Origin of the sequence: Aeromonas sp. R4-3, from assembly GCF_040908275.1 — a bacterium.
In the GTDB taxonomy this organism is placed as follows: Bacteria; Pseudomonadota; Gammaproteobacteria; order Enterobacterales; family Aeromonadaceae; genus Aeromonas; species Aeromonas rivipollensis.
This window is the reverse complement of record NZ_JBFODK010000023.1, coordinates 149,288-168,590: the sequence shown is the minus strand read 5'-3', so window position 1 is coordinate 168,590 and position 19,303 is coordinate 149,288. Positions and strand designations below refer to the sequence as shown.

General features: G+C 61.1%; 14 protein-coding genes. 11 read left to right on the top strand and 3 right to left on the bottom strand.

Translation table 11 applies throughout. From position 1 onward, the window contains the following. The first annotated feature begins 179 nt into the window (after positions 1-179). The 5 genes from adhE to AB5Y91_RS06910 all read left to right on the top strand — a co-directional run bounded on the left by adhE (position 180) and on the right by AB5Y91_RS06910 (position 8,510). Positions 180-2,855 carry a bifunctional acetaldehyde-CoA/alcohol dehydrogenase gene (gene adhE / locus AB5Y91_RS06930; protein WP_163153832.1) on the top strand — a complete coding sequence of 892 codons (2,676 nt, stop codon included), beginning with the start codon at positions 180-182 and terminating at the stop codon, positions 2,853-2,855. 110 nt (positions 2,856-2,965) lie between these two features. Further along, positions 2,966-4,201 (top strand): HD-GYP domain-containing protein, encoded by a 1,236-nt coding sequence (locus tag AB5Y91_RS06925; protein WP_368169388.1) that lies wholly within the window; start codon positions 2,966-2,968, stop codon positions 4,199-4,201. A 352-nt stretch (positions 4,202-4,553) separates the two neighbouring features. Further along, positions 4,554-6,245, top strand: a complete 1,692-nt coding sequence (locus tag AB5Y91_RS06920; protein ID WP_368169387.1) for a LytS/YhcK type 5TM receptor domain-containing protein — start codon at positions 4,554-4,556, stop codon at positions 6,243-6,245. Beyond that, the gene (gene btsR / locus AB5Y91_RS06915) at positions 6,242-6,946 is read left to right on the top strand and encodes a two-component system response regulator BtsR (RefSeq protein ID WP_368169386.1); all 705 of its coding nucleotides are present in this window, start codon (positions 6,242-6,244) and stop codon (positions 6,944-6,946) included. The genes AB5Y91_RS06920 and btsR overlap by 4 nt, the downstream gene beginning before the upstream one ends. A gap of 142 nt (positions 6,947-7,088) precedes the next feature. Further along, a complete protein-coding gene (locus AB5Y91_RS06910; protein WP_111912444.1) occupies positions 7,089-8,510 on the top strand; it encodes a carbon starvation protein A in 1,422 nt (473 codons plus the stop codon). A gap of 71 nt (positions 8,511-8,581) precedes the next feature. Here the strand turns inward: AB5Y91_RS06910 and AB5Y91_RS06905 are convergent, their stop codons facing one another. After that, entirely contained in the window at positions 8,582-10,192 is a 1,611-nt protein-coding gene (locus tag AB5Y91_RS06905; protein WP_368169385.1) for a mechanosensitive ion channel family protein, read from the bottom strand. A 243-nt stretch (positions 10,193-10,435) separates the two neighbouring features. Between AB5Y91_RS06905 and AB5Y91_RS06900 the strand changes: the two genes are divergently transcribed. The 5 genes from AB5Y91_RS06900 to AB5Y91_RS06880 all read left to right on the top strand — a co-directional run bounded on the left by AB5Y91_RS06900 (position 10,436) and on the right by AB5Y91_RS06880 (position 15,815). Continuing rightward, positions 10,436-10,768, top strand: a complete 333-nt coding sequence (locus AB5Y91_RS06900) for a DUF3302 domain-containing protein (protein ID WP_106887198.1) — start codon at positions 10,436-10,438, stop codon at positions 10,766-10,768. Positions 10,769-10,778: 10 nt separating this feature from the next. After that, the gene (locus AB5Y91_RS06895; protein ID WP_368169384.1) at positions 10,779-11,816 is read left to right on the top strand and encodes an HlyD family secretion protein; all 1,038 of its coding nucleotides are present in this window, start codon (positions 10,779-10,781) and stop codon (positions 11,814-11,816) included. A gap of 113 nt (positions 11,817-11,929) precedes the next feature. Further along, complete coding sequence (locus AB5Y91_RS06890; protein WP_368169383.1) at positions 11,930-13,690, top strand: DEAD/DEAH box helicase; 1,761 nt, start codon at positions 11,930-11,932, stop codon at positions 13,688-13,690. 91 nt (positions 13,691-13,781) lie between these two features. Beyond that, positions 13,782-15,215: a D-alanyl-D-alanine carboxypeptidase/D-alanyl-D-alanine-endopeptidase gene (dacB, locus tag AB5Y91_RS06885; protein ID WP_368169382.1), complete on the top strand. Its 1,434-nt coding sequence runs from the start codon at positions 13,782-13,784 to the stop codon at positions 15,213-15,215. A gap of 342 nt (positions 15,216-15,557) precedes the next feature. Continuing rightward, the gene (locus AB5Y91_RS06880; protein ID WP_010674029.1) at positions 15,558-15,815 is read left to right on the top strand and encodes a GrxA family glutaredoxin; all 258 of its coding nucleotides are present in this window, start codon (positions 15,558-15,560) and stop codon (positions 15,813-15,815) included. 60 nt (positions 15,816-15,875) lie between these two features. On the opposite strand, the gene AB5Y91_RS06875 is transcribed toward AB5Y91_RS06880, so the two are convergent. After that, the gene (locus AB5Y91_RS06875; protein ID WP_163153846.1) at positions 15,876-16,085 is read right to left on the bottom strand and encodes a DUF1653 domain-containing protein; all 210 of its coding nucleotides are present in this window, start codon (positions 16,083-16,085) and stop codon (positions 15,876-15,878) included. Between the two features lie 359 nt (positions 16,086-16,444). Here AB5Y91_RS06875 and AB5Y91_RS06870 point away from each other — a divergent pair, with 359 nt between their 5' ends. Beyond that, a complete protein-coding gene (locus AB5Y91_RS06870) occupies positions 16,445-17,659 on the top strand; it encodes a pyridoxal phosphate-dependent aminotransferase (protein ID WP_106887201.1) in 1,215 nt (404 codons plus the stop codon). A 66-nt stretch (positions 17,660-17,725) separates the two neighbouring features. Here AB5Y91_RS06870 and AB5Y91_RS06865 read toward each other — a convergent pair whose 3' ends face one another. After that, positions 17,726-19,201 (bottom strand): YfcC family protein, encoded by a 1,476-nt coding sequence (locus AB5Y91_RS06865; RefSeq protein WP_368169381.1) that lies wholly within the window; start codon positions 19,199-19,201, stop codon positions 17,726-17,728. Positions 19,202-19,303: the final 102 nt, after the last annotated feature.

Genomic DNA, 19,303 nt, shown 5'->3' with positions numbered 1-19,303 from the left:
TACATATGATCCAGATCAATCTTTTCTGACACATCCCGGCTCTATAATCGAGCCAGAAAACAATTTAGTAAGGCATGTAAATACCCCGTTATGGTGATTCTCTCCTTGACAGGGCGGCTATAATTGCCGGGCATTGCCAAGGTCTTACTAAACAGTTTTCAAATCATCAGGAGATAAACATGGCAGTAACCAATTTGGCTGAACTGGATGCACTGGTTGCCCGCGTCAAAGAAGCCCAGCGTGAATTCGCCAGCTTCTCGCAAGAGCAGGTAGACAAGATCTTCCGCGCCGCCGCACTGGCCGCCAGCAACGCCCGTATCCCCCTGGCCCAGATGGCAGTGGCTGAGTCCGGCATGGGTATCATCGAAGACAAGGTCATCAAAAACCACTTCGCCTCCGAATACATCTATAACGCTTACAAAGACGAGAAGACCTGCGGCATCCTGAGCCAGGACGACGAGATGGGCACCATCACCATCGCCGAGCCGGTAGGCATCATCTGCGGCATAGTGCCGACCACCAACCCGACATCCACTGCTATCTTCAAGGCCCTCATCTCCCTGAAGACCCGCAACGCCATCATCTTCTCCCCGCACCCCCGCGCCAAGAACTCCACCAATACCGCTGCCAAGCTGGTACTGGATGCAGCCATCGCCGCCGGAGCCCCGAAGAACATCATCGGCTGGATTGACCAACCGTCAGTCGAGCTGTCCAACGCGCTGATGAAGCACGATGACATCAACCTGATCCTGGCCACCGGTGGCCCGGGCATGGTGAAAGCCGCCTACTCCTCAGGCAAGCCCGCCATCGGCGTGGGTGCCGGCAACGTGCCCATCGTCATCGACGAGACTGCCGATGTGAAGCGCGCCGTCGCCTCCATCCTGATGTCCAAGACCTTCGACAACGGCGTGGTCTGTGCGTCCGAGCAAGCCGTCATCGTGGTTGACTCCATCTACAACCAGGTGAAAGAGCGTTTCGCGACTCACGCCGGCTACATCCTCTCCAAGGACGAAGCCGACAAGGTGCGTAAAGTGCTGCTGATCAACGGCGCCCTGAACGCCGACATCGTGGGCCAGCCCGCCACCAAGATCGCCGCCATGGCCGGTGTGACAGTGCCTGCCACCACCAAGATCCTGATCGGTGAAGGTCTGGAGCTTTGTGCAGAGGACGAGTTCGCTCACGAGAAGCTCTCCCCGACTCTGGGTATGTTCCGCGCCAAGAACTTCGAAGAAGCGGTCGAAATGGCCTGCGACATGGTCAACATCGGTGGTATCGGCCACACCTCCGGCCTCTACACCGACCAGGATCGCAACGCCGACCGCATCAAGTACTTCGGCGACAAGATGAAGACTGCCCGTATCCTGATCAACACCCCCTCCACCCAGGGCGGTATCGGTGACCTGTACAACTTCGCTCTCGCCCCGTCCCTGACCCTGGGTTGCGGCTCCTGGAGTGGTAACTCCATCTCCGAGAACGTCGGTCCCAAGCACCTGATCAACAAGAAGACAGTCGCAAAACGGGCAGAAAATATGCTGTGGCACAAACTTCCGAAATCCATCTACTTCCGTCGTGGTTCCCTGCCGATCGCCCTGGGCGACCTGGAAGGCAAGAAGCGCGCCATGGTGGTCACCGACCGTTTCCTGTTCAACAACGGCTATGCCGATGAAGTGGTTCGTCTGCTCAAGAAGCTGAACATGGAAGTGGAAATCTTCTACGAAGTGGAAGCCGACCCCACCCTGTCCGTGGTACGCAAGGGCGCCGAGATGGCGAACTCCTTCAAGCCGGACGTGATCGTCGCCCTGGGCGGTGGTTCACCCATGGATGCCGCCAAGATCATGTGGGTCATGTACGAGCACCCGGACACCGCGTTCGAAGATCTGGCCATGCGCTTCATGGACATCCGCAAGCGTATCTACAAGTTCCCGAAAATGGGCGTGAAGGCCGAACTGGTCTGTATCACCACCACTTCCGGTACAGGTTCTGAAGTCACTCCGTTTGCGGTCGTAACCGACGACGCCACCGGCATGAAGTACCCGCTGGCCGACTACGAGCTGACCCCGAACATGGCCATCGTCGATGCCAACCTGGTCATGGGTATGCCCAAGTCCCTGTGTGCCTTCGGCGGTATCGATGCAGTAACCCACGCCATGGAAGCCTATGTCTCCGTGCTGGCCAACGAATACTCCGACGGTCAGGCGCTGCAAGCCCTGAAACTGCTCAAAGAGTATCTGCCGTCCAGCTACCAGAACGGTGCCAACGACCCGGTTGCCCGTGAGAAGGTGCACAACGCCGCCACCATCGCCGGTATCGCGTTCGCCAACGCCTTCCTGGGTGTGTGCCACTCCATGGCCCACAAGCTGGGTGCCGAGTTCCACATCCCGCACGGCCTGGCCAATGCCCTGCTGATCAGCAACGTCATCCGCTACAACGCGAACGACAACCCGACCAAGCAGACCGCGTTCTCCCAGTACGACCGTCCGCAGGCTCGTCGTCGCTACGCCGAAGTGGCCGACCACCTGGGTCTGACTGCCGCCGGTGACCGCACCGCGGCCAAGATCGAGAAGCTGCTGACCTGGCTGGACGAGCTGAAAGCGACTCTGGGCATCCCGGCCTCCATCCGTGAAGCCGGCGTGAACGAGACCGACTTCCTGGCCAAGGTTGACCAGCTGGCCCTGGAAGCCTTCGATGACCAGTGCACCGGCGCCAACCCGCGCTACCCGCTGATCACCGAGCTCAAAGCCATACTGATGGACACCTACTACGGCCGTCCCTTCACCGAGGAAGCTCAGGTAGCGACCAAGGTTGAGGCCAAAGTCGACGCCAAGGTAGACAGCAAGAAAAAATCCAAAGCCTGATAACCGGCCAGGATGACAAGAGCCCGCGCACATGCGCGGGCTTTTTTGTTTGTCTATCTGTTTAATTTTGCTAGCTTGTTGATAGGCAAATTCGACAGAAGAGTGAGTCTATGGCGCTGATCCAGGCCTCCATCGAACAATTGAGAGTCGGCCACTACATCCATCTCCCCACGGGATGGACCAGCCACCCTTTCATGTTCAATGCCTTCAAGATCCGCGACCAGCAGCAGCTCGACATTCTCCGCCACCTCGAACTCACCCTGCTGATGGTGGATCCCGACAAGAGCGATCTCCCCGTCGAGCCCCTGCTGCGGGCCGAGCCGGCACCTTCACCCGATCTCGGGGCGACGCAAGATGCCTCCGCCCTCCCGACTGAACCCGCGTTCGACGAAAAGGCCTTTCGCCGCTCCCTTCGCACCGCCGACAAGGCATTCGGCCAATCTCTGTCAGATCTTCGCGACGCCCTCGGCGCCCTCAATCTCAAGCCCGACGAGGGGCTGGCCAACACCGCCCAGATGGTGCGCACCGTCGCTACCCGCCTCTCCGACCACCAGGGCCCACTGGGCTTGCACCTCATCCGCAGCCAGCACACTGACATCCTGCTGCAACACAGCCTGAGCGTGGCCTTCATCGCCATGCTGATGGCAAGGGAGCTGGGCATGAGCCCCATCGAGATCGAGGAGGCGGGGCTGGCTGGCCTGCTGCACGATATCGGCGAGCTCAGGATCCCGAGCCAGATCACCCAGAAGCGGGGAGAGCTCAACAAGGCGGAGCTCAACTTTCTCAACATGCATCCCCAGTACGGGCTGGAGATGCTCAACCAGCTGCAGGCCTTCGAGCCCAGGATCCGCGAGGTTGCCCACCTCCATCACGAGCGGCTGGACGGCAGCGGTTTTCCCCTTGGCATCCAGGGGGACAGGATACCTCCCCTCGCCCGCCTCATCGGCCTGGTGGACCATTACGACGAGCTGCTGCACCCGCGCAGCGGCCTCCACCCGGCGGGACCGAGCCAGGCCATCGGCCAGCTCTACAAGTTGTCCCAGAAGAAATTCGATCAAGATCTGGTCAGATTGTTGATAAAGGTGCTGGGGGTCTATCCGCCCGGATCCCTGGTGCGCCTCGACGATGACTCGGTGGCGCTGGTGCTCTCGACCGAGCCCAGCATGCCCCTCAAACCCAAGGTGCAACCCTATATCAAGGGGCAGCGCCCGGAAGCCGTGGCCATGATGGATCTGCGGGAAGATGGGCGAAGCATCATAGCCACCCTCAGGCAGGAGGAGCTGGATGAGGGACAACGGCCATTTTTCAACCTGGGCCGACGCGTCTGCTACTATTTCGCCTTCTGAGTTATCCCCAGAAGCTGGGGATAACTCATTGGACAAACCTGAATAATTGCTCGAGCCCCCTCAAAATCGTCCGCCATTGGAGCTGGATAAAAAACGCCCAGCCGAAGGCCGGGCGGAGCATGCCACCTCCGTGTGGCGCACCCAGTGGGCACATTCATGCTCCATCCAGCAATATCAAGCGCCGCTCGGTTACACAAATATCAATTTAACGTGCTGATTTTATATGGTTTTATTTTTTCATTCTGGCAAACTGCCCCCGCCATGGGGCCGCGTCCTGCATCAAGACGAGATCTTGCTCACAGTTCGCCCTGGTGGTGTTCGGGCCCGGGATACATCTTGAGGAAGGTTTTTTATGCAATTAGTCCTCTCCCTGCTCCAGCAGATGAGTGTCAGCCTGGTCATTGCCTACCTCTTCTCCAAGAGCCCCCTGCTGCGCCCCCTGGCCAACTACTCGGTCAGGCTGCCGCACAAGATACTGATATACGTCATCTTCTCCTGCTTCTGCATACTGGGCACCTATGTGGGGCTGGACATAGACGACGCCATCGCCAATACCCGCGCCGTCGGCGCCGTGCTGGGGGGGCTGCTGGGAGGTCCCCTGGTGGGCTTTCTGGTGGGACTGACCGGGGGGCTGCACCGCTATACCCTGGGCGGCTTTACCGATCTCGCCTGCGCCATCTCCACCACCTGCGAGGGGTTGCTGGGGGGCCTGGTGCACTTGCGGCTGATGCGAACGAACCGGGTGGATGCCCTGTTCAATCCCCGGATTGCCTTTTTCACCACCCTCTACGCCGAGATCCTGCAGATGGTCATCATACTGCTGGTCGCCACGCCGTCCGAGCAGGCCCTGCAGCTGGTGCGCACCATAGCCACCCCCATGATCCTCGCCAACTCCTGCGGGGCGGCGCTCTTCATCAGCATGATCCGCGACCAGCAACGTATGTACGAGAAGTTCTCCCGGGTCTTCTCCGCCAAGGCGCTCACCATAGCCAACCGCACCGTCGGCATTATGACCCAGGGCTTCACCCCTGAGGCGAGCCGCAAGATAGCCCATATAGTGCAGGAGGAGACAGGGGTCGGCGCCGTCGCCATCACTGACACCGACAAGATCCTCGCCTTCATCGGCACCGGGGAGGATCACCACAAACCGGGCACCCCCATCACCTCCGCCATCACCCTGCAGGCCATAGCCCAGAACAAGGTGCTGTTTGCCGATGGCAACCGCCGTCCCTATCGTTGCAGCATCTCCCCCCATTGCCAACTTGGCTCAGTGCTGGTGATCCCGCTGCAAGGGGATCAGGGGGTGATAGGCACCATCAAGCTCTATGAACCCAAGAAGCGGCTCTTCCTCAAGATCAACCACACCCTGGGGGAAGGAATAGCCAACCTGCTGTCACAGCAGCTGCTGAGCGGGCGGCTGGAGCAGCAGCAGCGATTGCTGGTGCAGTCCGAGCTCAAGCTGGTGCAAGCGCAGATCAATCCCCATTTTCTGTTCAACACCCTCAATACCATCAGTGCCATCACCCGGCGCGACCCCGAGCGGGCACGCCAGCTGCTGCTGCACCTCTCCCTGTTCTTTCGCAAGAACCTCAAGCGCCAGAGCGGCTTGACCACGCTGCGGGAGGAGCAGGAGCACTGCCAGTCCTATCTGGAGATAGAGCAGGCCCGCTTTGGCGAGCGCCTGACCGTCATCAACGAGATACCGCCGCACCTGGCCGACATGCAACTGCCGAGCTTCACCCTGCAGCCCCTCATCGAGAATGCCATCAAGCACGGGATCTGCTCCCTGCTGGAGCAGGGGCGGATCCGGCTCTTCGCCGAGGAGGGGCCAGAGGGTGTCACCCTCTGCGTGGAGGACAATGCCGGAGCCTGGCAGCCGGGTCCCCAGGGGGACGGCCTTGGCATGAGCATTGTGGACAGGCGGCTCAAGAGTGCCTTCGGCGAGCGCTTTGGCATCCAGGTGCAGTGTGAGCCGGAGCAGTGGACCCGGGTCTCTTTCACCCTGCCCAGACAGCCGGATTCCCCTTCCAAGGAGATGACATGATCCGCACCCTGATAGTCGACGACGAACCCTATGCCCGCGAGGAGCTGGCCGAGTTGCTCGGCAGCGACCCCGACATCGAGATCATCGGCTCGGCCGCCAATGCCATAGAGGCGCTCTCCCTCATTGCGCGGCTCAAGCCGGAGGTGGTGTTTCTCGACATCCAGATGCCCAAGCTCAGCGGCATGGAGCTGGTGGCCATGCTGGATCCCCTGCCCCGCATCGTCTTTGTCACGGCGTTTGATGACTACGCCATCCAGGCCTTCGAGGAGAATGCCTTCGACTACCTGCTCAAACCGGTGGAACCCGCCCGGCTGGCGAAGACGCTGGCGCGCCTCAAGCAGGATCTCAGCCCCCAGCCGGTGGCGGCGCTTTCACCGGCCATTCGCCACATCCCCGGCTATCTGCACAACCGGGTGCGGCTGCTTCCCGTCGAGCTGGTGGAGTATGCCTTCTCGGATCTCGGCGGGGTGCACGTCGCCAGCCAGGGGGAGCTGTTTCACACCCAGCTCACCTTGAAGTCCCTGGAGGAGAAGACACCGCTGCTGCGCTGCCACCGCCAGTACCTGGTAGCCCCGGGCGCCATCTTCGAGATCCAGTTGCTGGAAAACCAGCTGGCCCAGATAGTCACCCCGAGCGGCGCTCGGGTGCCGGTCAGCCGACGTTATCTCAAGGAGCTCAAAGACGAGCTGGGGCTGGAATGAGGGCGCCCGCTGTGCGCCGGATCACAATGGGCGACCGCTCGGGTCGCCATGTCGCCGCTCACCATCATTTACCTGCCGTTAACAGAAGCCCCCACCTAGACTGACCGAGCACACCATAAAATAACAATGCTGGAGCGTAACAATGATCTGGTTCTTCCTCTGTGTCGGTCTGCTGGTCGCGGGCTACTTCATCTACGGCAAATTTGTCGAGCGCATATTCGGTCCCAAACCCGAGCTGGCCACCCCCGCCATCACCATGGCCGACGGCGTGGACTATGTCCCCATGTCGGACAAGAAGGTCTACCTGGTTCAACTGCTCAACATCGCCGGCGTCGGCCCCATCTTCGGCCCCATACTCGGTGCCCTCTACGGCCCGGTCGCCATGCTCTGGATAGTGTTCGGCTGCATCTTCGCCGGCGCGGTTCACGACTACTTCTCCGGCATGCTGTCGGTGCGCGCCAAGGGCGCCTCGGTGCCGACCGTGGTCGGCGAGCACCTCGGCACCGCCGCCAAGCACTTCATGAACCTGTTCGCCGTGGTGCTCTTGATGCTGGTGGGCGTGGTCTTCGTGCTGAGCCCGGCGGGCCTGCTCGCCAACCTCACCTCCACCGACCTGGTCTACTGGATAGTGGCGATCTTTGCCTACTACATCCTCGCCACCATAGTCCCCATCGACAAGATCATCGGCCGCTTCTATCCCATCTTCGGCGCCCTGCTGGTGTTCATGTCGGTCGGCCTCATCATAGGCCTCATCGTCTCCGGCAAAGGCTTCTACAACACAGGGATGGATTTCTCCAACCTGCACCCGACCGAGCTGCCGCTCTGGCCGCTCTTGTTCATCACCATCGCCTGTGGCGCGGTATCGGGCTTCCACGCCACCCAGTCACCGCTGATGGCGCGCTGCATGCAAAACGAGAAGTCAGGCCGATTCATCTTCTACGGCGCCATGATAGGGGAAGGGATCATCGCCCTCATCTGGTGCACCCTGGGTCTCTCCTTCTACGACAGCACCGAAGCGCTCAACGCCACCATGGCGAGCGGCGGCCCGGCGGCCGTGGTACACGAGGTCTCCACCAGCCTGCTCGGCACGGTGGGCGGCATCCTGGCCATCCTGGGCGTAGTGATCCTGCCCATCACCTCCGGTGACACCGCGTTTCGCAGCGCCCGCCTCATAGTGGCGGACTTCCTGAAGATGACCCAGAAGCCGCTGGTCAAGCGCCTGCTCATCGCCATCCCCATGTTCATCCTCGGTTTCATCATCTCCAAGGCCGAGTTCGGGGTGATCTGGCGCTACTTCGGCTGGGCCAACCAGACCACAGCCGTCATCATGCTGTGGGCCGCCGCCGCCTACCTCATCAAGGAGGGCAAGCTGCACTGGATCTGCACCATACCCGCCATCTTCATGACAGCCGTGGTCATCACCTACCTGGCCAACGCCCCCATCGGCTTCGGGCTGGCGATGAACGTCTCCACCATCATAGGTCTGGTGAGTACCGCCCTCATCACCCTGGCCTTCCTGGTGAAGTTCAGACCCTCGCAGCTGAGGGAAGCCAAGGAGAGCTGAGTTCAGAGACTGCGTTTTCCCCATGACAAGAGGCCCGGCATTGCTGCCGGGCCTCTTCATTTTCCAGGGGTTCACTCCTTGGCGGGCGTCCCGGGCGCCTCGGCGGGCGCCTGATACCAGTGCTCCCTGGCCACCAGCACCGCCTGCTCCGGCTGGGCGATGAAGTTGGGGGACATGATCTGCACCCCGAACTCGTTGAACACATCCTGGATGTGGCCATGAAGCTCGGTCTTGACCACGGCGGGGAGCAAGTCCGCCTTCATCCGTACCTGCAACTCGTATTCCACATACCAGTCCTGCAGATTGAGCTGACGCACCAGGGGCGACTCGGACTGATTGAGCATGGTGCAGCGCCGGGCCGCCAGCTCCAGCATGGCATGCACCTGACGCCAGGGCGCATCGTAGCCGATCGTCACCTTGGTCAGCAGTGCGACCCCCTTCTCCCCCGCCAGCCGTGTCAGGTTCACCACCTTGCCCCCCACCACCACGGCATTGGGCAGGGTCACCTCGTGATCCTGGCGTGTCACCAGCTTGGTGGAGAGGGCATTGAGCTCGCTCACCATCCCCTCCACCTCGCCAATCTGCACCAGATCGCCGGGCCGCAGGGCGCGGGAGTAGATGAGCACCAGGCCGCTCATGGCATGGTTCATGATGCCCGCCGACCCCAGGGTCACCATGAGGCCGAAGAAGACGCTGATCCCCTTGAAGGCGTCGGAGTCGGCACCGGGCAGATAGGGGTAGGCCACGGTCAGGGCAAACAGCCAGATCACCACCGAGAGCAGCCGCCGGGTCGCGCCTATGGTCTCGGCATGCAGCCCCTGCACGCGAAACTGCCCCCGCTCGATGCGATCGAAGAGAATGGCCAGCATCCGGATGAAGAAGCGGGTGATGATGACGATCAGCATCACTGTCACCAGGCCCGGCATGGCCGCAATCATACCCTCCAGCATGTCGCCGCACAGGGCAAACAGGGAGTCTCCCAGCCGCTCGCTCCAGGCCCGGGTCTGGGGGAAGAGACCAAGCACATAGGTGAGCCAGCCATAGGTGAGCATGAAGATCAACAACAGGGTCAGCAGGCCGAGCAGGCGGATCTCCACGTTGCCCGCTACCTGGCGCCACTGATGGGGGATCAATCCCTTCTGTAGCAGGAGGCGATTAGCGAGCCACTTCCTGACCCGTCTATGACCCCATTGCAGAGACCAGATGAGGCCGAAGAAGATCAGGCTGGACAAGAGCGCCAAGCCGCCAGCCTTGACCAGATAGGGGGTGGAGTGCAACTCGAGGTACTTGAGCCGCACCTTGTCGAGCCGCTGGCGGACACGCTCGCTCGCCTGATCCAGCGTCAGCTCGTCGAGGGCTTCCAGATCCCCCTCCACCAGCACCAGGATCCGCTTGCCGTTGACCAGGAACTCCCGACTGTCCTGCCCGAAGCGCCTGGCGCTCACCAGGGTCACCGGCTGTTCAAGATCGGAGGCCTGCATCTGCTTGAGCCGCTCCTGCACCAGCCGGACCCTGCCCGCCCCGTCCAGAGTGCCAAACTTGGCCTGGAGCATGACGATGGGTTCATGGAGCAGCACCAGGGTCTGCGCCTTCTCCTGCACGGTCGGCTCCAGCCGGGGTTCGGCGGCCCATGCTGCCGTGACCTGGGCTAGCATGAGCAGCAGCCCCAACCAGAGGTTCATTGTGTATCGCCTTTCCATCGCGCACCTTTTTTTGTTACGAGACATACGAATCTCTTTCATGCTTGATTTTATAGAAAGAAATCAATGATGCCTGATAAATAGCCAACCGGTTAACCGAGCCTGTACTGATGACCCAACTCCCTGCTCGCCCCCTTGCGCTCTGCTAATATGCTGTCATCATGAGCCGATTATTGTGAATGCCAGGCTCCGGGTATGGCCTCGCGACTTTGATGGGAGAAACCGATGGTACTTGACTACATTGCCCTGGGAATATTGGTGTTCGTTGTCTTGATCATGTTCTATGGAGTCATCGTCATCCACGACATTCCGTATGAAATCGCCAAGCATCGCAATCACCCGCACCAGGATGCCATTCATGTGGCCGGCTGGGTCAGCCTGTTCACCCTGCACGTGCTCTGGCCTTTCCTCTGGATCTGGGCCACGCTCTATCGCCCTGATCGCGGCTGGGGGTTCAGTCAGCGTCTTGAAAAAGACGAAGGCGAAATCACCGCACTCAAGCAAGAGCTTGCCGCCCTGCAGGCCCGTATGACCACGCTCGAACAGACTGAAAAATAGGTAACCCTCCATGGATTTGCTACTTATTCTCACCTATACGGCCATCTGTGTAGGGATTTTCAAGATCTTCAAGATCCCGCTCAACAAGTGGACTGTACCGACCGCCGTGCTTGGTGGCGTCTTTATCATAGGGGCCCTCATCACCCTGATGAACTACAACCACCCCTATGCCCAGACGGCCCGGGATTACTACGTCTCCACCCCCGTCGTTCCCCTGGTGAAGGGACGAGTGACCGAGGTCCCCGTCAAGCCCAACCAGGCCGTGAAGCAAGGCGACGTGCTGTTCAAGATAGATCCGGTGCGCTTCGAGCAGAAGGTCAACAGCCTGGCCGCCCGTCTTGACGCCAGCAAGGAAAACCTCAAATCCATCAGCGCCAGACTCCGCTCTGCGATGCTTGACCGGGATCGGGCGAAAGAGCTGATGCGCCGTGGTATCGGCAAGCAGCGCGATCTGGATGTGACACAGGCCAACGTCGATGACATCACGGCGCAGATAGATCAACAGAAAGCGGCTATCGAAGATCTGCAGGCCCAACTGGGTGAAGCACAGTACAACCTGGAGCAGACTGTGGTCTATGCCCCCTCGGATGGCTATGTGCTGCAAATGGCCCTGCGCCCCGGCATGGTGGCCACTCCCTACCTGTATCGCCCCGTGATGACCTTCGTTCACAAGGACGAGAACTTCTATGTGGGCTGGTTCTGGCAGAACAGCATGCAACGCCTCAAGGCGGGTGACGAAGCGGAAGTGGTCATCGATGGCGCCCCAGGCCGCATCTTCAAGGGCAAGGTCGAGGCCATCATCCCGGCCATAGCGTCCGGCAACGTGCAAGCCAACGCCCCCTTGGTGGATCAGAGCTCGGCGCAGCAACCGGGTCGCCTGCCGGTGCTCATCCGCATCACGGATCCAGACTGGGCCCAGTATCAGGTGATCGCGGGCTCCAGCGGTCAGGCCGCCATCTACACCGACCACATGCACCATGTGGCCATCATGCGCAAGATCCTGCTGCGCATGGGCAGCTGGCTCAACTACCTGTTCCCCTTCCACTAAGTACCTTGGTGGTACCTGCGGGCCGGCATCATGCCGGCCCGCTGTTTTTGTGGCCCCAAGATCCCTATAATGGCGCCATCCTGCGCCGCACCATGCTCACACGCCACGCCCCCATGTTCGTTCTCAGACCCTATCAAACCGACGCCGTCAACGCCGTGATCAGCCACTTTCGCAAGCACCCGGATCCCGCCGTGGTAGTGCTGCCCACTGGGGCGGGCAAGAGTTTGGTGATCGCCGAGCTGGCCCGCAAGGCCCGTGGCCGGGTGCTGGTGCTGGCCCATGTCAAGGAGCTGGTGGAGCAGAACCACGCCAAGTACGAGGCCTGGGGGCTCAAGGCCGACATCTTCGCCGCCGGATTGGCCCGCAAGGAGGCGAGCGCCCAGGTGGTGTTCGGCTCGGTGCAGTCGGTGGCCCGCAACCTGACCGCGTTTGATGGGGCGTTCTCCCTGCTCATCATCGACGAGTGCCACAGAGTCTCGCTCGATGACGACAGCCAGTACCATCAGGTGATCGAGCATCTCAAGGGGACCAATCCGGCCCTCAAGATCCTGGGGCTCACCGCCACCCCGTACCGGATGGGGCTGGGCTGGATCTACCGGCGCCACTACCACGGCATGGTGAAGAGCCACGGCGAGCGGCTCTTTGGCGACTGCGTGTTCGAGTTGCCCCTGCGCTTCATGGTCAAAAACGGCTACCTGACGCCACCGCGCATGATAGATGCCCCCATAGTCCACTACGACTTCAGCAAGCTGGTACCCAGGGAAAACGGCCTCTTCAGCGAGGCGGATCTCAACGGCGAGCTCAAGCGCCAGCAGCGGGTCACCCCCCATATCCTGAGTCAGGTGCTGGAGTATGCCGCCGAGCGGCAAGGGGTGATGATCTTCGCCGCCACCGTCGAGCACGCCCGGGAAATTCAGGGGCTGCTGCTCGCCAAATCCCAGACGGCGGCCCTCGTCACCGGCGAAACCCCGGGGCCGGAGCGCGATGCCCTGATCCATGCCTTCAAGGAGCGGGAGATCAAGTTTCTGGTCAACGTGGCGGTGCTCACCACCGGCTTCGATGCCCCCCATGTGGATCTCATCGTGATGCTGCGCCCCACCGAGTCGGTGTCGCTCTATCAGCAGATCGTCGGCAGGGGCCTGCGCCTCTCGCCGGGCAAGACCGATTGTCTGGTGCTCGACTACGCCGGCAACAACTTCAACCTGTTTGCCCCCGAGGTGGGAGAGCCCAGACCCCACGCCGGCACAGAGCCGGTACAGGTTCCCTGCCCCGCCTGCGGCTTTGCCAACACCTTCTGGGGCAAGACAGACGAGGAGGGCAAGGTGGTCGAGCACTACGGCCGCCGCTGCCAGGGGCTGTTTGAAGATGACGAGGGCCAGCGCGAGGAGTGCGACTACCGCTTTCGCGCCAAGATCTGTCCCGCCTGCGGCGCCGAAAACGACATCGCCGCCCGCCGCTGCCAAAGCTGCGACCAGTTGCTGGTGGATCCGGATGACAAGCTCAAGGAAGCCCTCAATCTCAAGGACTGCATGGTCATTCGCTGCGCGGGGCTGACCCTCACCGCAGGGCGCGGCAAACAGGGGGAGCGGCTGGAGGTGACCTACCACGATGAGGACGGTCTCACCCTGACGGAGTACTTCGCCTTTCACACCAGCGGTGCGCGGCGCTTGTTTCAACAACGCTTTGTGCGTCATCATTGGCCCGCCCCGGGCCTGGAGCCCGAATTCACCACTCTGGCGAGCGTGCTGGCTGCGCAAAGCCAGTTCCGTCACCCGGATTTCGTCATCGCACGCAAGTCGGGACGCTTCTGGCAGGTGAAGGAGAAAATTTTTGATTATGAAGGGCGGTACCGCACTGCCAACGCCTTTGCCTAGCCAGCCGTCTGGCGGGCAAATGACAGTCACCAGGTTTGATTATCAGGGGCGCATCGCACTGCCGGCGCCCTTCGTTCAGTTAGAGGATCTTATGCAGCGGTTGTTGATTGGTTTTTGTGCTCTCTTTTCCCTGGTGGCCCAGGCCACCCCGCTGACCCCGCCCAAAGGGGGCCAGTACGCCGTCATAGTCCAGGGCAACAGCGGGGTGGAATTTGCCCGTCACGCCGACGACATGATAGCCCCCGCCTCCACCATGAAGGTGCTGACCGCCCTGGCCGCCCGCCTCGAGCTCGGCGCCGACTTCCGTTTCGCCACCGACATTCAGGCCCAGGCTGGCGCCAAACAGGGCAACACCATCAATGGCGACATCTGGATCAACTTCGTCGGTGACCCCACACTGTCGCGGATGGATCTGGTGGCCCTGTTCAAGCAGCTCGGGGTCACCCGCATTCAGGGCAATGTCTACGTCAACACCGGCGCCTACAACGGCTATGAGCGCGGCAACGGCTGGTCCTGGGGGGATCAGACCCTCTGCTTCGCAGCTCCCGTCTCCGCCGTCATCATCGACAAGAACTGCGCCTACGGCACCATCACAGCCACCCAGATTGGCAGGCCTGCGGTGGGCAACGTCGCCACCGGCGTCCCCATCGGCATAGGTGCCGACAACGTGGAGGTGATGAGCTATGGCGACATGGCGCGTCAGTTCTGCGCCCTGGAAGTGGACATGGCCAAGGGCAACTTCTACGAACTCAAGGGCTGCATCACCCCGAACAAGGAGCCGCAGGGCCTGCGCTTTGCCATCCACGACGTGGAAGCCTGGGGCTGGGACAACATCCGCTGGGCCATGAACCGCGCCGGGATCAGTCACGACGGCCTGCTGCGGGTCACCCATCAGGCTCCGGTGAGCGCCGATACCCTGGCCACCCACTACTCGGTCTCCCTGCCGGTGATGCTCTCCAAGATGCTGAAGAAATCCGACAACCTCTACGCCGACACCTTCCTCAAAACCGTGGGTCGTCACTACTACAACAAGCCGGGCAGCTATCGCAGCGGCACCATGGCGGTGCGCGCCATCCTGACCAAGCACGGCATAGATCTGGGCAACGCCACCCTGGCCGACGGCTCCGGCCTCTCCGCTCACAACCTCATCAGCGCACGCCAGATGCTGTCGGTGCTGAACTTCATCCAGAAGAACGACGCCGAGCTCGACTTCATCAAGCTGCTGCCGAGTTCCCAGGTGGACGGCACCCTGGCCTGGCGACGCAGCGTCACCGCCCCCATGATGAAGAACAAGGTGCACGCCAAGACGGGCACCATCACCGGCACCTCCAACCTGGCCGGCTTTATCGACACCGCCGGTGGCCAGCGCAAGGCCTTCGTGATGTTCCAGCGCGGCCTCTCCCAGGATCCGGCGACCCACGAGCGCTACCGCGCCAGCAAGGCCGCCTGGCCCTGGACGGTGTTCGAGAAGGGGGTGCTGGAGAGCATCTATCAGCAGCAACCCATCCAGATTGCCGAGCAATAAGGCAGGTTGGAGTGTAGTGGAGCGGAACGCATCGCTCAGCAGCAACGAATCAGATTGCCGAACAGTAAGGCAGGCTTGAGTGGCGCGGAACGCATCGCTCGGCAGCCACGAGTCCAGAGTGCCGAGATTGCCGAGTTATCGGGCTGGAATAGTTCGCCGCCGCCAATCCAGAATCCCGCGCTAGGTGCCGACCTCTGTGTCGGCACCTATCCGAGGGGCAATCGAGCACGGCGAATGCGCGTATCGGTATTTTCAGCTTTGACTGGCCCAAAGCCGAGGCTATGCTGTCGCCAGCCTCGTCTCAATGGCCTTCTTCAACGGCTTGTTTAACGGAGAGAAAAGATGTTTGTAGAAATTTTTGGTCGCCCGGGTTGCCCCTATTGCGTTCGTGCCAAACAGATTGCCGAGCAGCTGACCGAGGAGCGCGATGACTTCGAATTCCGCTATGTGGATATCAACGTCGCCGGGCTCACCAAGGACGATCTGGCCGCCAAGGCGGGCAAGCCCGTCACCACAGTGCCGCAGATCTTCCTGGACGAGCAGCACATCGGTGGCTGCACCGATTTCGAGGCCTATGCCAGAGCCAATCTGGGCCTGTAAGACAGTTTTCCCAATGTAAAAGGCGCCTCAGGCGCCTTTTTTGATCTTGTTCTACCTGGTTCACTCCACCGGCGTGAAGCGGCTCACCACCTGCCCCTGATGCTCAATCCACTCCATGAACATGGCGACCGGGCGGGCATAGACCTGTGCATCCTGCTCGGATTGGTAGACAACCAGCTGTTCCTGGGTTTCGGTGTGCAGGGCCAGGGCGAGCACTTGATAGTAACCCCCCTTGAAGTGGCGGTAGCGACCGGTTGCGGGTGCGTGCATGAAGATCCTCGATGACAGGATGAAAGGACGCCCTGAGCTGCGCGTGCCCTTGGCCGGCAGCAGGGGTGGGAGCAGATTTTTACCCCAGCCAATCGTGCCAGATGGGATGGATAATTCAATACACTCTTGCTGCTTTATGAACCTCCCCCTCATCTTTCACTAGTCTCTCGCGAGAGAGGCAAACGATCCTGCTGAATTTAACAGACTGGCAACCCTGTTTCAGGGGTAAATATCAGGGATTTATTCCATAAATTAGATTGTTCTAGCATTCAATTCTGTGAAGAATAGGGGTAGAGAAATTTGATACTAAAAAAAGCTTTTCTGCCAACGCGCCCCCAGGGGAAGGAATCACGCTCACCATGTTCACTATCGACAAGTCGCACAAGCTCGACGATGTCTGCTATGACATTCGCGGCCCGGTGCATAAAGAGGCCCGCCGTCTCGAGGACGAAGGCCACCGCATCATCAAGCTCAACATCGGCAACCCGGCCCCGTTCGGTTTCGATGCGCCTGAAGAGATCATCAAGGATGTGATCCTCAACATGCCCCAGAGCCAGGGCTACTGCGACTCCAAGGGGCTCTTCTCGGCCCGCAAGGCGGTGATGCAGTACTACCAGCAAAAGGGGATGCGCAAGGTCGACATCGACGACATCTACATCGGCAATGGCGCCAGCGAGCTCATCGTGATGGCCATGCAGGCGCTGCTCAACAACGGCGACGAGATGCTGGTGCCCTCCCCCGACTACCCGCTCTGGACCGCCGCCGTCACCCTCTCCGGTGGCCATGCGGTGCACTACCGCTGCGACGAAGGGGCTGACTGGCATCCGGATCTGGACGACATCCGCGCCCGCATCACCCCGCGCACCCGCGGCCTGGTGCTGATCAACCCCAACAACCCGACCGGCGCCGTCTACGGCAGCGAATTCCAGCTGGAACTGATCGAGATCGCCCGCCAGCACAATCTCATCATTTTCGCCGACGAGATCTACGACAAGATCCTCTACGACGACATCTCCCACACCAGCGTCTGCACCCAGTGTGACGATGTGATGGTGGTGACCTTCAACGGCCTCTCCAAGGCCTACCGCGCCTGCGGCTTCCGCCAGGGCTGGATGGTCATCACCGGGCCCAAGGGCCGTGCCAGGGGCTACATCGAAGGGCTGGAGATGCTGGCCTCCATGCGGCTCTGTGCCAACGTGCCCATGCAGCACGCCATCCAGACCGCCCTGGGTGGCTACCAGAGCATCAACGAGCTGATCCTGCCGGGCGGCCGCCTGCGCCGCCAGCGGGACAAGGCGTGGGAGCTATTGAACGAGATCCCCGGCGTCTCCTGCGTCAAGCCAAAGGGGGCGCTTTACATGTTCCCGCGCCTCGACCCCAAGGTGTACGACATTCGCGACGACCAGAAGATGGTGTTCGATCTGCTGCAGCAAGAGAAGCTCTTGCTGGTGCAGGGCACCGGCTTCAACTGGCCGGCACCGGATCACTTCCGGTTGGTGTTCCTGCCCCGGGAGGAGGAGCTAGAAGAGGCCATAGGCCGCCTCGCCCGCTTCCTCAAGGGCTACAAGCAGTAAGCAAGGCTCATGAAAAAGGCTCCCTCGGGAGCCTTTTTGCTGTCTGTCGTTTTCTCATCCGTGCCATCAGCCGTGGAGCAGGGTACCGGCCACCAGCACCGCCATGGTGATGAGGGCCACGCCGATGATGAAGGGCAGCACCCAGCGCACGAAGCGATCGTAGGGGATCCTGGCGAGCGCCAGACCCGCCACCAGATGGGCGGCGGTGGGAGCGAACAGGTTGATCCAGCCGGAAGCGGACTGATAGGCGGTGATCACCAGATCCCGGGAGATGCCGGAGAAGTCCGCCAGTGGCCCCATCAGCGGCATGGAGACGGTCGCCAGCCCCGAGGTGGAGGGAATAAAAAAGCTAAGAATGATGTGCACCAGATAGGCCATCAGGATGAAGACCGACGAGGAGAGTCCGGTCACCAGTCCTTCGGCCCAGTGCAATATGGTGTCTATGATGACACCCTGCTCCATCACCACATAGATGCCGCGCGCCACCGCCACCACCAGCGCCACCCCGATGAGATCCCGAGCCCCGTTCAGGAAGGTCGCCACATAGTTGGATTCGGGCATCCGGTTGATGATCGCAATCAGGATGGAGGCGCTGAAGAACAGGGTGGAGAGCTCGTCGAACCACCAGCCAAAGGTGGGCAGCAGATCTATCCCCAGATCCGACCAGGGCACCACCGCATAGATCATCAGCAGGAAGGTGCCGAAGAACACCAGCATGGTGAGCTTCTGCTTGCCGCTGAAGGCGAGGTTGCTGCTCTTCATCTGGGAAAATTCGTCGTCATAGGCGATGTCGGCCAGCACCGAGCGGGATTTGTCCTGCTGCACCTGCTTGGCGTAACGCATCACAAACCAGGAGGCGAAGATCACCAGCAGCAGCCACTGGATGACCCTCAGCCCAATCCCCTCGCCGATGGGAATACCGGCAAAACCGGAGGCGATGCCGGTGGCAAAGGGGTTGACGGTGGAGGCGAGCACCCCGACCCCGGAGCCGAGCAGTATGATCCCCGCCGCCACCATGCGATCGAAGCCCGCCGCCATCATGACCGGCACTATGAGCGCCCAGAAGGCCACCGTCTCCTCCGCCATGCCGAAGGTGGATCCACCGAGGGCAAAGAGAGCGATCAGCACGGGGATAAGCAGTCGCTCGCGCCCGGCAAAGGCGCGCACTATGGCTCCCACCCCGGCATCGAGCGCCCCGCTCTGCATGGTCACCGCCAGGAAGCCGCCGATGATGAGCACAAAAAGCGCCACGTCGGCCGCCTTGTGAAAGCCCTGGATCGGGGCCTTGAGCACCTCGAACACCCCCTGGGGCCGGGAAGGCAGCTCGGTATAGCTGCCAGGCACCGGCAGCAGCCGCTCATCGCCGCTGTAGTCGGCCACGGCCGCCGCCGCCACCGGCTGCTGGGTCTTGGCGGTCACATAGTTGTACTTGCCCGCCGGCAGCACCCAGGTGAGGGCCGCCATCAGGGCGATGATGATGAAAAGCAGGGTATAGACAGTGGGGAGTTGGCGCTTCTTGGGCGCCTCATGCGAAGTGGTCATGGCTTCCCTTCCTCGGCAATGCCGTCAATGTTCCGATCAGCGCAAGCCTAGCGGGTTTGATAGTGAAAAAAGGTGATCGCGGATAATAAACCTGCGGCAACA